Genomic DNA, 13,769 nt, shown 5'->3' on the forward strand with positions numbered 1-13,769 from the left:
TCTCGTTGGGAATCTTATTTGGACTTGGTCTCGGCCATGGTTCGGGCGCCGCGGCCGAGTGCCACCTGCCCGGACTGGACGAGTTCCTGGATGCCGTGGGGGGAGAGCATCTCCAGCAGCGCCGCGAGCTTGTCGGGCGCACCGGTGGCCTCGATGGTGATGGACTCGGGGCTGACGTCGACGGCCTTGCCCCGGAACAGGGAGACGACGTCGATGATCTGGCTGCGGCTGTTGACGTCGGCCTTCACCTTGACCAGCACCATCTCGCGATTGACGGTGTTGGGGCCGAGCTCGAGCACCTTGCGGACCTCGATCAGCTTGTTGAGCTGCTTGACGATCTGCTCCAGCGCGGCCTCGTCCTCCACCTGGGCTGCGATGGTCATCCGCGACACCTCGGGGCGCTCGGTGGGACCGACCGCGAGGGACTCGATGTTGTAGCCGCGACGCGAGAACAGCGCGGCGATCCGGGTCAGGACCCCGGGCCGGTTGGAGACGAGGACGCTGAGCGTGTGCGTGGTCACAGGATTTCCTCTTCCCAGTCGGGGGCCATGTCACGGGCCACCTGGATCTCGTCGTTGCTGGTGCCCGCGGCGACCATCGGCCAGACCATCGCGTCCTTGTGGACGACGAACTCCACGACGACGGGACGGTCGTTGATCTCGAGGGCCTGCTTGATCGCGGCCTCCATCTCCTCCTCGTTCGTGGCGCGCAGCCCGACGCATCCCATCGCCTCGGCGAGCATCGGGAAGTTGGGGATGGACTCGGTCTGCAGGTCGGTGTTGGAGTACCGCTCGTTGTAGAACAGGGTCTGCCACTGGCGCACCATGCCGAGCGAGTGGTTGTTGATGATCGCGATCTTGATCGGGATGTTGTTCAGGGCGCAGGTGACCAGTTCCTGGTTGGTCATCTGGAAACAGCCGTCACCGTCGATTCCCCACACCATCCGGTCGGGTTCGGCGACCTTGGCACCCATGGCTGCGGGGACGCAGAAGCCCATGGTTCCCGAGCCGCCCGAGTTGAGCCACTTCGAGGGCTGCTCGTGCGGCAGGAAGTGCGCGGCCCACATCTGGTGCTGCCCGACCCCGGCGACGTAGATGGCGTCGTCGGGGCTGAGCTGCCCGATGCGCTGGATGACCTCCTGGGGCGAGAGCCGCCCGTCGGGGGCCTCGTCCCAGGTCGGCTGGTAGCGAGTCTTCATGCCCACCAGCTGCTTGCGCCACGGGTCGGCGTCCGGCGCCGGCAGGTCCGCCATGGCCTCCGCCAGCAGGCGCAGGGTCTCCTTGGCGTCGCCGACGATCGGCACGTCGACCGGCTTGTTCTTGCCGATCTCCGCGGGGTCGACGTCGGCATGGATGACCTTCGCGTGTGGCGCGAAGGTGTCCAGCCTGCCGGTGACCCTGTCGTCGAAGCGGGTGCCGACGGCGACCAGCAGGTCAGCCTTCTGCAGCGCACCGACGGCCGCGACCGTGCCGTGCATGCCCGGCATGCCCATGTTCAGCTCGTGGCTGTCCGGGAGCACCCCCCTGGCCATCAGGGTGGTGACCACCGGGATACGGGTCAACTCGACCAGTTCGGCGAGTTCCTTCGAGGCACGGGCGCTCATCACGCCGCCACCGACGTAGAGGACAGGGCGCTTCGAGGCCGAGATCAGCTTGGCCGCCGCGCGGATCTGCCTGACGTGCGGCTTCGTGGTGGGCTTGTACCCGGGCAGGTCGAGCTCTTCGGGCCACATGAAGGGCGCGGTGTTGACCAGCGCGTCCTTCGCAATGTCGACGAGCACCGGGCCGGGCCGGCCCGTCGCCGCGATGTGGAAGGCCTCGCGGATCGCCAGCGGGATGTCCTCGGTGCGCTTGATCAGGAAGCTGTGCTTCGTGATGGGCATCACGATGCCGCGGATGTCCGCCTCCTGGAACGCGTCGGTCCCGATGGAGTTGGAGTTCACCTGCCCTGTGATGGCCACCAGCGGCGTGGAATCCATGTAGGCGTTGCCGATGGGCGTCACCAGGTTGGTGGCGCCGGGGCCGGAGGTGGCGATGCAGACGCCGACCCGGCCACTGGCCATCGCGTAGCCCTCGGCGGCATGGCCCGCGCCCTGCTCGTGGCGCACGAGGATGTGGCGGATCGAGGAGTCGAAGAGGGGGTCGTAGGCGGGCAGGATGGCGCCACCGGGAATGCCGAAGGCTACGTCCACACCGACCCGCTCGAGTGATTCGACGAGCGCCTGTGCGCCCGTCAGCATGCGGTCGTCCTTATGCGACATTGCACTCCCTTCGGTTGTCGCCCAATCCTGCCCAACAAAAAACCCCCGGCGCCACGAGGGCACTCGAGGGAGCGTTTCGGCGTATGCGAAACGCTTAGCTGGCTACGATCAGGCTGGTGGTCACGCAGCCACAATTGCGCACCGGCCGCGCAGTGTCAAGGACTCGGTCACTGTTGTTCTGAATACTGAGACGGACCGCGCCCCGAGGGGTGCGGTCCGTCCAGATGAAGCGGTTCTCGGTTGTCAGGAGACTGCGACCTTCTCCCGATCGCCGAGGTTGTCCCGCGCCGGGACGGTGACGGCCCGACTGCCTGCGACGGAGGTCAGCGCCCAGCCGATGAGGCCGAACAGGATGCCCAGGCCGATCACCAGTGCGGCGACGCCGAAGGCGACGACGGAGGTGAACAGCGAGGCCCGCAGGAACGAGGCGTTCATGACGGTGGCGCGCTGCTCGGTGTAGGTCTGGGCCAGCTCCTCGTCCCCGGCCTCACGCGCCTCGCCGGCGAGGCTGCCGAGCTCGGCGTAGGTCTTGCCCTCGGAAGCGGCCAGCGCGTGCTTGTTGATGATGTCTGCCTGGGCGAACGCCGAGAAGGGGCCGTCGACCTTGTCGCCGGCCAGGAAGGCGGCGTCGCCGGGGACGGTGATGTTCTCGGAGGCCAGCTGCTGGCTGACTGTGACGTAAGTGGCGATGCCGGCGATTGCCATGACAAAGCCAGCGATGATGGACAGCACACCCACGATCTTCGTGGTCTTCATACCTGCTCCTTAGTATGTGTCTTCCGGGGACCTGTCCCCCGGAGAACTCGACATCCAGAAGGCTACGCAGGTGCCCCGCAGCGGCTCACACCGGGGTCGGTTTATCGACCTTTCCCGGTGATCCGGGCGTGCACCTCGTCCAGGTCGGACTCAACCGGGCCCCGCAGGTTGGCGATGCCGGGGTTGTCCGCGTAGCGCGGGATGACGTGCACGTGGGCGTGGAAGACCTCCTGGCCGGAGTCCGCACCGGCATTGGTGAGGATGTTGCAGGCGCTGGCGCCCAGCCTCTCCTTCAGGAGGTTCCCGACGGCCACCACTGCCGGGGCGAGCTCGGCCAGCACCGATTCGTCGGCGAGGGCGTCGGCCACGTGCCTTCGCGGGATGACCAGGGCGTGGCCCTCCTGCCAGGGCGAGATGTCCAGGAACGTGACGGAGGCGTCGTCGGAGTGGATCTGCTTCGACGGGATCTCGCCGGAGACGATTCTGCAGAACAGGCAGTCGGACTCGGTCATGCGACAACTCCTTCGCGAACGGTGTGGCCGCCGGCCCGGAGGGCCTCCTTGACCTGGGCCACGGTGAGCGTGCGGTAGTGGAAGACTGAGGCCGCCAGCACGGCGTCGGCGCCGGCGTCGGCGGCCTCGACGAAGTGCTGGGCGGTCCCCGCCCCTCCGGAGGCGATCAGGGGCACGTCGACCACCTTGCGGACGGCCCGGAGCATCTCGAGGTCGAACCCGTCGGTGGTGCCGTCGGCGTCCATGGAGTTGAGGAGGACCTCGCCCACCCCGCGGTCCACAGCCTCCCGCGCCCACTCGACGGCATCGCGCCCGGCCGACTTGCGACCGCCGTGCGTGGTGACGCCGAACCCGGACGGCATGCCCGGCTCCCGCCTCGCGTCGAGGGACAGCACCAGCACCTGGTTGCCGAAGCGGGCGGCGATCTCGTCGATGACGCCTGGCCGGGCGAGCGCACCGGTGTTGATGCCGGCCTTGTCCGCACCGCAGCGCAGCAGCGAGTCGACATCCTCGACGGCGCGCACTCCCCCGCCGACTGTCAGCGGGATGAACACCGTCTCAGCGCAGCGCTGGACCATGTCCCTGGTGGTGGCGCGCCCCTCCGACGAGGCGGAGATGTCGAGGAAACAGAGCTCGTCGGCGCCGGCGGCGGAGTAGCTGGCGGCCAGCTCGACGGGGTCCCCGGCGTCGCGGAGATTCTGGAAGTTCACGCCCTTGACGACTCGTCCGTCGTGGACGTCGAGGCAGGGGATCACGCGAAGTGCAACAGACATGGGCCCATCCTACGGAACCGACGAACCGCGAGCGGAGCGAGCTTGGTTCGTCGGAACAGAAGGTCGCGCGAGCGAAGCGAGCTCGTGGCTCCCGGGTCCAAGGGGCGGAGCCCCTTGTGTCGGGGTCCAAGGGGCGGAGCCCCTTGTGTCGGGGGCGGAGCCCCTTGTGTCGGGGGCGGAGCCCCTTGTGTCGGGGGCGGAGCCCCTTGTGTCGGGGGCGGAGCCCCTTGTGTCGGGGTCCAAGGGGCGGAGCCCCTTGTGTCGGGGGCGGAGCCCCTTGTGTCGGGGGCGGAGCCCCTTGTGTCGGGGTCCAAGGGGCGGAGCCCCTTGTGTCGGGGTCCAAGGGGCGGAGCCCCTTGCGTGTCAGTCCTCGTCGATGTCGGCGTCCACGACCCCGCGGCGCATCGAGTTGACGACCTCGCGGCAGGTCCGGCGCAGGTCGCCGGGACCGACGGCGTTGGCGAGCTGCCCGGCGAAGTCGATGACCTGGCGCACCCAGCGCACGAAGTCACCGGCCGACAGCTGGCCCTCGCGCAGCACCTTGGCGAGTTCCTGGCCACTGGCCCAGCGCCACGCCACCTCCGCGAACCCGATGTCCGGCTCACGGCCGCGGTCGAGGCGGTGCTGCCGCTCGAGGCGCCCCACCTCCAGCCACACCTGCCTCAGCTCGGACTGCGCACGCTCGCTGTCGGCGTCGGGCATGCGCGGGGTCGGGGCGTCCCTGCTGGGGCGGGACTCGTACAGCAGCGTTGACAGCACCGCCGCCAGCTGCGGGGCGTCGAGGCCGTGGAAGACGTCCCTGCGGACGCACTCGGCGGCGACGAGGTCGAGCTCGTTGTAGATGCGTCGCAGCATCCGGCCGGCGTCGGTCAGTTCGTCGCCGTCGAGGTAGCCCAGCTCGGACAGCACCCCGCACACGGCGTCGAACTGGAAGGCCAGCGAGTTCGTCCGGCCGGCGAGCTTCGCGTGCTGCCGCGCGACCTCCCGCTCCAGCCGGATGACCTTGGCGGCCGCGACGGCGTGGGTCTCCCTGTCCTCGCACTCGTGGCAGGGGTGGGCCCGCAACTCCTTGCGGAGCTCGCTGATGCGACGAGCCTGTTCCTCGTCGGTCTGGTTGGGCTGCGGCTGCGGCTCCTCGGGATCCACGGAGACAAGCCGGTCGGACATCGACTCCAGCAGGTTTCGCCGGGACTTGCGGTCGGAAAGGCTGAAGCTCCGCGGGACCCGGATCCTCGTGACGGGCTCCGGGACGGCCACGAGGTCGTGCGGTCGGATCCGCAGGACCGTGTGGTCCGCCGAGATCACCTGCGCCCCGGCCTCCTTGTTGCTGGCAGCCAGCACGACGCACCAGCCCTGGCGTGGGACGTGGATGACGTCGCCCGGCACCAACCGGCGCATGGCGGACTCCACGTCGCTCTTCCACTGTGCGCGACGCTCCTTCGCCGAGGAGTTCTCGAGCTGTGAGATCTCCTCCCTGATGGCCGCGTAGGTCATGAAGTCGCCCAGGTGGCACTCGATGGCCTGCCGGGCGTCGGTCAGGTCCTCCGTGACCTGCCGGCCGGACCGCGTCGCCTCGACGACGGACTTGTCGGTCTGGAACTGGGCGAAGCTCTGGTTCAGGATCTCGCGCGCGTCGGAGCGGCCGAGGATCGAGGTGAGGTTCACCGCCATGTTGTAGGTGGGCGCGAAGCTGGACTTCAGCGGGTACGTCCGCCGCGAGGCCAGGCCTGCCACGGCCCTGGGGTCCATTCCCGACTGCCACAGCACGACGGCGTGCCCACGGGTGTCGATCCCCCGCCGCCCCGCGCGTCCCGTGAGCTGGGTGTACTCGCCGGGGGTGATGTCGACGTGGGCCTCGCCGTTGTACTTGACGAGCTTCTCGAGCACGACGGTGCGCGCGGGCATGTTGATGCCGAGGGCGAGCGTCTCGGTGGCGAAGACCAGCTTCAGGGCACCGGTGACGAAACCCTCCTCGACGATCGCCTTGAAGGCGGGGAGCTGGCCCGCGTGGTGGGCGGCGACGCCGGCGCAGAACGCCTGGCGGAAGTCCTCGTAGCGCAGCGCCTCCAGGTCCTCGAACGAGAGGCCGGCGACGTGCCGGTCGGCGATCTCCCCGAGCGCGCGCGCCTCCACCCGGCTGGTCAGGACCACGCCGGAGCCCATCACCTGGCCGACCGCGGCGTCGCAGCCGACGCGGGAGAAGATGAAACAGATCGCCGGCAGCAGCTTCGCCCGCGCCAGCACACGCGCCATGTCCGCCCGCCGGATCGGCCTGGTGGCGAACCTGGGGTGGGTGGCGTCACCGAAGCTGCCGGAACCGCGGCCGTGCCGGGACTTGCCGCGCCCAGACCGCCCGCGCGGCCTTCGGGAGTCGTCGCGGACCCGGAACGCCTCGGACTTGCTGACCTGCAGCAGTTCCTTGTTCACCCGGGCCATGCGCTCGGACGGCAGCTCCTGGGCGGTGGGAGCCACGCCGTCGAAGAGGTCCAGGAGCTTGTCGCCGACCATCACGTGCTGGAACAGCGGGACGGGCCTGCGTTCCGAGACCACCACCGAGAACTCGCCGCGCACGGTGCGCAACCACTCGCCGAAGCTCTCGACGTTGCTCACCGTCGCCGACAGTGCCACGATCGCGACCGAGTCGTCGAGGCCGAGGATGACCTCCTCCCACACTGCGCCTCGGAACCTGTCGGCGAGGTAGTGGACCTCGTCCATGACGACGTAGCCGAGGTTGGACAGGGTCGGGGAGTTGGCGTAGATCATGTTGCGCAGCACCTCGGTGGTCATGACCACTATCTGCGCGTCGGGGTTCACCGACGAGTCGCCCGTCAGGAGACCGACCCGTTCCGCCCCGTAGGACTCCACCAGGTCGTGGTACTTCTGGTTGGACAGCGCCTTGATCGGGGTGGTGTAGAAGCATTTGCGGGACTCCTGCACCGCCAGGAACACCGCGAACTCGCCGATGACGGTCTTGCCAGCCCCTGTCGGGGCCGCCACGAGGACTCCCCCACCGTCGGCGAGGGCCTGGCAGCCGTCCAGCTGGTACTCGTCGAGGCCGAATTCGTAGCTGTCCGCGAACTCGACGACTCGTTGGTCCAGGGCGGCCGAGGGTACGTCGTCACTCACTCCAACAACGTAGCAGCGCTCAGGGCACGAAGATGCGAAGCGCGTCAGCCTCCGCGCTGACGGTGGCCGGCACCGATCCGAGTTCCTCACCGTCACCCATCACGAACAGGTCGTCGCCCGCGATCTCGACAGTCCGGGCGCGGAACTGCTCGACGGCGGGGTTCTTAGTGAAGCCGCCGGTGTACATCATGGGCAGGAGCCGCAGCAGGGTGGCGCGGCTGGTGGGGTGGACGATGGTGACGTCCAGCAACCCGTCGGTGGGGTCGGCCTCCGGGGAGATCTTCATGCCGCCCCCGAACATCCCGGTGTTGCACACGGCAACGAGCATCGCCTCCAGCTTGCGCTCCTCGCCGTCGATGGTGAGCCGGTAGTGCAGCGGGGAGAAGTCCCGCAGTTCGCGCAGGGCGATGTAGCCGTAGCTGAGGGGGCCGAAGCGTAGGTGGATGTCGTTGGTGGCCCGGTTGACGCGGGCGTCGTAGCCACTCGAGACGACGGCTCCGACGTAACGCTCGGCGTAGGTGGCGTTCGAGACCTTGGACAGGTCCACGCGGCGGGTGCGTCCAGCGGCGATCACCCCGACGCACTGCTCCACCGACTTGGGCAGACCGATGCCGCGGGCGAAGTCGTTACCGGTGCCGGCGGGGATGATCCCGAGAGTGGCCTCCGTGTCGGCGCAGGCGTTGAGTCCGAGATGGGCCATGCCGTCGCCGCCCATCACGACGACGGCGTCGCCGTCACGGCAGGCGTTGGCGGCCGCGCGGCAGGACCGCTCGGCGTCCTGGAAGGACTCCGAGCGGACGATGTGCAGCTCCGCGGTGGGAAGGTGGTCGTGCAGGTGGCGCACCACCTTCTGCAGCTGCCGGCCGGCCCTGCCGCCACCGGAGCGCTCGTTGACGATCACCGTGTAGAGGCGGGGCTTCGCCAGCTCCCGCGTCACTTACCGTCCTCGACATCGACTGCGAACTCGGAGGCGGTTTCTTCCGTGATGCCCTTCTTCTTGTCGAGGATCCGACAGATGATCTCAGCCAAGAAGTACAGAATCGTCATCGGCAGCGACAGAGCCAACATCGAGAAGGGATCCGTGGAAGGAGTCGCCACCGCGGCGAAGACGAACGTGCCGAAGATCACGAACCGGCGAGCCCGACCGAGCTGGTAGCCCTTGACGACGCCTGCGATGTTCAGGGCGACGAGGATCACCGGCAGCAGGAACGAGATACCGAAAACCAAGATGATCTTGATCTCCATCGAGAGGAACGCCGTCATCTCCAGGAGGTTGACGATGTCCATGTTCTCGGGTGTGAACCCCAGCATCACGGCGATGCCCTTGGGCCACACGACGTATCCAACAGCGCATCCCAGGAGGAACAAGGGGATGGCTGCCCCCAGAAACCCGAGGGCGTACTTCTTCTCCTGCGAGACCAGGCCCGGCGCCACGAAGGCCCAGATCTGGTACATCCAGACCGGGCAGGCGAGCACGAGCCCCGACATGACGCAGGCGATGACAGCCAGCGTGAAAGGCGCGATGACACCATCGTTCGTGATCATCAGCTCGGCAGCAGGGTTTGCGGCCCGCACCTGCGCCTCTGCCGTGTAGTACGGCTGCATGATGAACTGGACCAGTTCCCGGTAGAAGAAGATCGATCCGAGAGAGGTCAGGACGATGGCTACCGCGCTGATCGTCACGCGGTAGCGGACCTCCTTCAGGTGGTCCATCAGTGCCATCGTGCCGCCCTCCTCCATCTTGGGAGGGCGCAGCCAACCGAGCCGACGCTTCTGTGCCTCGGGCTCGGTGGCGGTTGTGGCCATCGTCAGATTCCGGTCTCGGCCTCGCGCTGACGACGCAGTTCCTCCTCGCGGGCTGCGAGCTCGCGCTCACGGGCCTCGAGGTCCAGGCTGCGGTTGTCGATCTGCGCGGGGTCCTGACGCGGTGCGGGCTGCTGCTGCACGATCTCGGCGTCGACGACCTCGGGGTCCTTCTTCGCCTCGACCTCGTCGGTCTTGACCTCTTCTTTGAACTCACGGATAGAGCGACCGACGCCCTTGCCGAGTCCGGCCAGACGCGAACCACCGAACAACAGCAGCGCAATGGCCAGGATGATGAGCCATTCCCATCCACCAGGCATTTCAAATCCTTCTTTCCCCGGGTTGTAGCCCGGGCTAGCTTGCTCCATCGAGTGTAGTCGTGCGTTCCGCGGGCAGCTCGATGCGCGCCAACAGTTCGCCCGCCTCCTCGGCCCTCCGCCCCAGCATTCGTACCTCGCTGTACAGGTCGGAGGCCTTGTGGGCGAGCCACACGGCATAGGAGATCGCGGTTACCAGTCCTGCCAGGCCGATGCCCAGGAAAACGTAGACCCAGATCACGCGACGAATGCTACCCGGACGAGGGCGGATCGCCCGCATCGGTCCCACCGACCATCTCGTACAGGTCGAGGGCGGCGGCGGCCTCGCGCGCCGCGGCGGCCGCGAGATCGCCGTCGGAGACCTCCCTCACCTGCGCGCCCAGGCGCAGCAGGAGCCCGGTAGCCCACTCCCGGGACCCGACCGGGAAAGTTACCCAAATGTGATCCTCGGATCGCTCACTGAAGGTGACCGGGAAGTACTCCAGCACCCACGCGGCGCGCGGATCCAGCCCCAGGGTCAGCTGGTCGGCGTCATTGAACCAGGTGGTCTCGGCCGACGGCGGGTCCGCCCTGGGCTCGAACTGCTCGCTGGTGGGCGAGACGTCGTCCATCCGGTCCAGGCGGTAGGAGCGCCAGCCGTCCCGGACCCGGCTCCAGCCCTCCAGGTACGTGGCACCGTCGACGACGCGCAGCAGCACGGGCTCCACCTCGACACGGTGCGGGCCGCTGCGTTGCGCGGTGTAGGTGATCTCCACCACCCGGTGCTCGTCGATGGCACGGCGCAGTGCCTCGCGGTGCTCGGGGAGCCCGCCCGCGACGTCCACGGAGACGGCGGGATCCACGTCCCCCAGCACCCCTCGGAGCTTGGCGAGTGCGCTGCGGGCGTGGGGATCCTCGCCTCCCGAGATCTCCAGCAACGCCTCCAGCGCCAACATCAGGCTCGAGGCCTCGTCGATCCGGAGCCTGCGCGGCCGGGTGAGGACCTCCGCGTTCCTGAACGAGATGAACCCGTCCTCGCGCGCTCCCTCGAGGTCGACGTGGAACAGGTCGTCGTAGTAGCCCTCGGGCAACCCGCAGAACTGCAGCACCTCGAGGTCGGCGAGTACCTGCTTCGCGGTCACGCCGAAGTGTCGAGCCACCTCGGAGACCTCGGCGTGCTCGCGCGTCTGCAGGTAAGGGATCAGGTTCAGGAGCCGTTCCAACTGGGATGCGTTGGCCATCATCCCCACCTCTCCACGACGTCGTTGAGTCGAGCCACGACCCGTGCCCGGAGCTGCAGGGGTTCGAGCAGGACGGCGTCGGCGCCGAGCGCGCACACCTCGTCGACGATGAGGCCCGGGCGGGGCCGGCTCACGCCGAAGGCCCTGAACCCCTCCGGCAGGGGGCCGTCCCAGGCCAGGGGCTCGGCGCTGCGCCTCAGGTCCCCGCCGGTCCCGTCCCGCAGGGCGACGACAGCCGTCGCGGTCTCGTCGGGGACGTCGCCGCGGAGGAGCCGGTCCATCTCGTCGGCGCCCGGGAGCTCGAACGCACCCGGCTTCCCGATGGGCGTGACAGCACCCGTGAAACGGGCGAGCTTGAAGTGGCGCGGGGCGTCGCGGTCCAGGTCGAAGGCCAGCAGGAACCAGCGGCCGCCGCGCTGCTGCAGCCGCCAGGGCTGCACGCGCCGTTGCTCGTCCCGGTATCCGAAGGTCACCAGGCGACGCTCGTGCAGGGCGCGCAGGAGTTCGTCGAACCCGGGCTCGGCGGGGATCCGCGGGCGCAGGGTGTCCAGCCGGTAGGGGTCCGGGTCCGCCCCGGCGGCCCGGAGGGTCTCGAGCGCCTCGGTGGTGCGCTGCGCCGCGATGCTCTCCTGCCACACCGAGTTGGCCGCACCGAGCACCGCCAGTTCCTCGGGGGTGAACTCCACGGGCGGCAGCTCGAACTCGGAGCGCAGCACCCGGTAGCCGTCGTGCTCGTCGGAGTCCGGGTGGTTCGAGCCGGTGACGATCGGTACCCCTGCTGCTCTCAGTTCGTCCTTGTCCCGCTCGAACATGCGCTCGAAGGCCTGGTCGCTCTGGTCCGCGTAGCCCTCGATGGTGTCCCGGATCTGCGTGCGGGTCACGTAGCCGCGCGAATGCAGCAACAGGATGAGCAGGTTGATCAACCGCTCTGACTTGGCCTTCCTCACTGAACACCCCTTCCTGCCGCGCAGGCTACCGCACCGTGGTCTGGACCCGGGCCACAATGGGTGCGTGTCAGTCACCGACCGCTACGCACCCAGCCCCACTGCCCAGCTGCATCTCGGCAACCTGCGTACCGCCCTGGCCGGCTGGTTGCTCACGCGCCGCTCCGGTGGCCGTTGGCTGATGCGCGTCGAGGACCTCGACGAGGCGCGGGTGCGGGCAGCCGAGGGGGTGGCGGAGCAGCAGCTCGAGGACCTGCGAGGGCTCGGGCTCGACTGGGACGGCGACGTCGTGTGGCAGTCGCAGCGCTTGGAGGCCTACGCGACTGCCGTGGCCGCACTCTCGGGGCGGACGTACGAGTGCTTCTGCACGCGCCGCGAGATCGCCGAGGCCTCCTCAGCGCCCCACGACGACGGCCACCGCCCCTACCCGGGCACCTGCGCGCGCCTGAGCAGCGCCGAGGCTGCCCGCCGCCGCGAGGATCGACCCGCGGCGATCCGGGTCCGCGCGGAGGGCGCCGCGTTCACGGTCACGGACCTGCAGCTGGGGGAGGTCACGGGACTCGTCGACGACTTCGTGCTGGTGCGCGGGGACGGGGCGTACTCATACAACCTGGCGGTGACGGTCGACGACCTCGCCCAAGGCGTCACGCAGGTGACCCGCGGTGCCGACCTGCTGTCGTCCTCGCCCCGGCAGGCCTGGCTGGCGACTCAGCTGGGCGGCACTCCCCCGCGCTACGCGCACGTGGGGCTGGTGACCAACCCCGACGGTGCACGCCTGGCGAAGCGGGACGGTTCTGTGACGCTGGCGGACCTGGCCGAGCGCCGTTGGGACTCACGCCGGGTGCTCTCCGCGCTCACGGCGTCGCTGGGCCTGGGGCCGCAGGAGACAACGACGGCCGCGCTGGAGGCGATGCCCGAGGATGGACTCCCCCCTGCGGGAGGGGCGTTCTGGCTGGGCGCAGTGTGGGACGACACCGAGGGTGTGCTGCGCGGGCAGTGAGCCAGCGGCGTCAGGACGCGCTGGTGGCGTCCAGGATGTCGATGACGTAGACGAGGGTCTGGCCGGCGTCGAGCCCGGTCTGGGCGTCGCCGTCGGGGTAGGCCAGCTCCGGAGGCACCACGAGCATGACCCGGGTGCCGGTGGGCAGTCCCGCGAGTCCCTGCTTCCAGCCCTCGATCAGGGAGTCGAGCGGACCCTGCTGCGGACGCCAGGCGTCCTCGAGGAGTTCGCCCGTGGCCCACACCCAGGAGCGGTACTTGACCTGGATGGTCGAGGTCTCCGAGACGGTGGCGGTGCCGGCGCCCTGGACCAGCGGCTGGACCACGAGCTCGGTGGGGGGCTCGCCCGAGGGTGCGGAGAGCTCCGGCGTGCCGCTGGCCATGTCGACGACGGGCAGCTCGGCGGCCGGCTCGACCGGCGCTCCGGTGGCCTCCTCGAAGTTCGCGCTGATGATGTCCACGACGAACACCAGCGAGTCGCCGACCTCGATGCCGGCGTTGGGGTTGCCCTGGGCGTAGCCGTCCTCGGACGGCATCGCGATCAGGACGCGGGAGCCGACGCTCTGGCCGGTGAGGCCCTTGGTGAATCCGGGAACCACTTCCTGCAGTGAGAAGGAGGTGGGTGCGCCGCGTTCCCAAGAGCTGTCGAAGACCTCTCCGGTGCGGCCGTTGTACCCGGCGTAGTTCAGGCTGACGGTGCTGGTCTCGGTGAGCACCTGCCCACCCTCCGGCCCCGGTACGAGGACCTTGGTGCGGGTCTCGTCGATGCCCCAGGGCGCCGGGATGGTGACTTCGGGCACGTCGCCCTCCGTGACCGTGATGGCCTCCAGGTCAGTGGATGGCGTGATCGTCGCCGTCGGGGACGGGCTGGTGCTCGGCGACTCGCCGGCACTGGCGGTCGACGTCGCCTCGGTGTCCGGGGTGGGGGTGCCGTCGGTGGTCGACTGGCCACAGGCGCTGAGCCCGAGTCCGGCGATTGCGACGAGGGCCACGAGCGCGCGGCGGGGACGATTCAGGTCACGGGTGAAACTCACGCCGGGAATCCTACCCGACGCCCGG

Annotated in this window: 14 protein-coding genes; 1 reads left to right on the plus strand and 13 read right to left on the minus strand. The window is 69.0% G+C overall.

The annotated features are described in order from the left end of the window. Nucleotides 1-14: 14 nt before the first annotated feature. The 12 genes from ilvN to FOJ82_RS15720 form a co-directional block, all read right to left on the minus strand. Complete coding sequence (gene ilvN, locus FOJ82_RS15670) at nucleotides 15-521, minus strand: acetolactate synthase small subunit (RefSeq protein WP_143939439.1); 507 nt, start codon at nucleotides 519-521, stop codon at nucleotides 15-17. Beyond that, on the minus strand, nucleotides 518-2,260 hold the full coding sequence (locus FOJ82_RS15675; RefSeq protein ID WP_143939440.1) for an acetolactate synthase large subunit: 1,743 nt from the start codon (nucleotides 2,258-2,260) through the stop codon (nucleotides 518-520). The genes ilvN and FOJ82_RS15675 overlap by 4 nt, the downstream gene beginning before the upstream one ends. A gap of 243 nt (nucleotides 2,261-2,503) precedes the next feature. Next, nucleotides 2,504-3,016, minus strand: a complete 513-nt coding sequence (locus FOJ82_RS15680) for an aromatic ring-opening dioxygenase LigA (RefSeq protein ID WP_221933201.1) — start codon at nucleotides 3,014-3,016, stop codon at nucleotides 2,504-2,506. Nucleotides 3,017-3,117: 101 nt separating this feature from the next. Next, nucleotides 3,118-3,528 carry an HIT family protein gene (locus FOJ82_RS15685; RefSeq protein WP_143939441.1) on the minus strand — a complete coding sequence of 137 codons (411 nt, stop codon included), beginning with the start codon at nucleotides 3,526-3,528 and terminating at the stop codon, nucleotides 3,118-3,120. Beyond that, a complete protein-coding gene (hisF, locus tag FOJ82_RS15690; protein ID WP_143939442.1) occupies nucleotides 3,525-4,301 on the minus strand; it encodes an imidazole glycerol phosphate synthase subunit HisF in 777 nt (258 codons plus the stop codon). The genes FOJ82_RS15685 and hisF overlap by 4 nt, the downstream gene beginning before the upstream one ends. Before the next feature lie 363 nt (nucleotides 4,302-4,664). Beyond that, entirely contained in the window at nucleotides 4,665-7,400 is a 2,736-nt protein-coding gene (locus FOJ82_RS15695) for a DEAD/DEAH box helicase (protein WP_143939466.1), read from the minus strand. 46 nt (nucleotides 7,401-7,446) lie between these two features. Beyond that, the gene (locus tag FOJ82_RS15700; RefSeq protein ID WP_185975849.1) at nucleotides 7,447-8,364 is read right to left on the minus strand and encodes a diacylglycerol/lipid kinase family protein; all 918 of its coding nucleotides are present in this window, start codon (nucleotides 8,362-8,364) and stop codon (nucleotides 7,447-7,449) included. Then, a complete protein-coding gene (gene tatC / locus FOJ82_RS15705; RefSeq protein ID WP_143939443.1) occupies nucleotides 8,361-9,233 on the minus strand; it encodes a twin-arginine translocase subunit TatC in 873 nt (290 codons plus the stop codon). Before tatC ends, FOJ82_RS15700 begins: the two co-directional genes overlap by 4 nt. Before the next feature lie 2 nt (nucleotides 9,234-9,235). Then, the gene (tatA, locus tag FOJ82_RS16360; protein WP_185975850.1) at nucleotides 9,236-9,550 is read right to left on the minus strand and encodes a twin-arginine translocase TatA/TatE family subunit; all 315 of its coding nucleotides are present in this window, start codon (nucleotides 9,548-9,550) and stop codon (nucleotides 9,236-9,238) included. A gap of 34 nt (nucleotides 9,551-9,584) precedes the next feature. Continuing rightward, the gene (locus tag FOJ82_RS16365) at nucleotides 9,585-9,788 is read right to left on the minus strand and encodes a hypothetical protein (protein WP_185975851.1); all 204 of its coding nucleotides are present in this window, start codon (nucleotides 9,786-9,788) and stop codon (nucleotides 9,585-9,587) included. Nucleotides 9,789-9,798: 10 nt separating this feature from the next. Next, complete coding sequence (locus FOJ82_RS15715) at nucleotides 9,799-10,767, minus strand: helix-turn-helix transcriptional regulator (RefSeq protein WP_185975852.1); 969 nt, start codon at nucleotides 10,765-10,767, stop codon at nucleotides 9,799-9,801. After that, entirely contained in the window at nucleotides 10,767-11,714 is a 948-nt protein-coding gene (locus FOJ82_RS15720; protein WP_143939446.1) for a helix-turn-helix transcriptional regulator, read from the minus strand. The genes FOJ82_RS15715 and FOJ82_RS15720 overlap by 1 nt, the downstream gene beginning before the upstream one ends. 64 nt (nucleotides 11,715-11,778) lie before the next feature. On the opposite strand from FOJ82_RS15720, the gene gluQRS reads away from it, so the two are divergent. Then, a complete protein-coding gene (gene gluQRS / locus FOJ82_RS15725) occupies nucleotides 11,779-12,711 on the plus strand; it encodes a tRNA glutamyl-Q(34) synthetase GluQRS (protein WP_246099925.1) in 933 nt (310 codons plus the stop codon). 10 nt (nucleotides 12,712-12,721) lie between these two features. Here gluQRS and FOJ82_RS15730 read toward each other — a convergent pair whose 3' ends face one another. Next, a complete protein-coding gene (locus tag FOJ82_RS15730; RefSeq protein WP_185975853.1) occupies nucleotides 12,722-13,744 on the minus strand; it encodes an FKBP-type peptidyl-prolyl cis-trans isomerase in 1,023 nt (340 codons plus the stop codon). Between the last annotated feature and the right edge of the window lie 25 nt (nucleotides 13,745-13,769).

Source organism: Tessaracoccus rhinocerotis, assembly GCF_007197885.1.
Taxonomy (GTDB): Bacteria; Actinomycetota; Actinomycetes; order Propionibacteriales; family Propionibacteriaceae; genus Arachnia; species Arachnia rhinocerotis.

Coding starts and splice junctions, on each gene's coding strand:
- FOJ82_RS15675 (WP_143939440.1), bottom strand. CDS start 2,260: ATGTCGCATAAGGACGACCGCATGCTGACGGGCGCACAGGCGCTCGTC.
- FOJ82_RS15680 (WP_221933201.1), bottom strand. CDS start 3,016: ATGAAGACCACGAAGATCGTGGGTGTGCTGTCCATCATCGCTGGCTTT.
- FOJ82_RS15685 (WP_143939441.1), bottom strand. CDS start 3,528: ATGACCGAGTCCGACTGCCTGTTCTGCAGAATCGTCTCCGGCGAGATC.
- hisF (WP_143939442.1), bottom strand. CDS start 4,301: ATGTCTGTTGCACTTCGCGTGATCCCCTGCCTCGACGTCCACGACGGA.
- tatC (WP_143939443.1), bottom strand. CDS start 9,233: ATGGCCACAACCGCCACCGAGCCCGAGGCACAGAAGCGTCGGCTCGGT.
- tatA (WP_185975850.1), bottom strand. CDS start 9,550: ATGCCTGGTGGATGGGAATGGCTCATCATCCTGGCCATTGCGCTGCTG.
- FOJ82_RS15715 (WP_185975852.1), bottom strand. CDS start 10,767: ATGGCCAACGCATCCCAGTTGGAACGGCTCCTGAACCTGATCCCTTAC.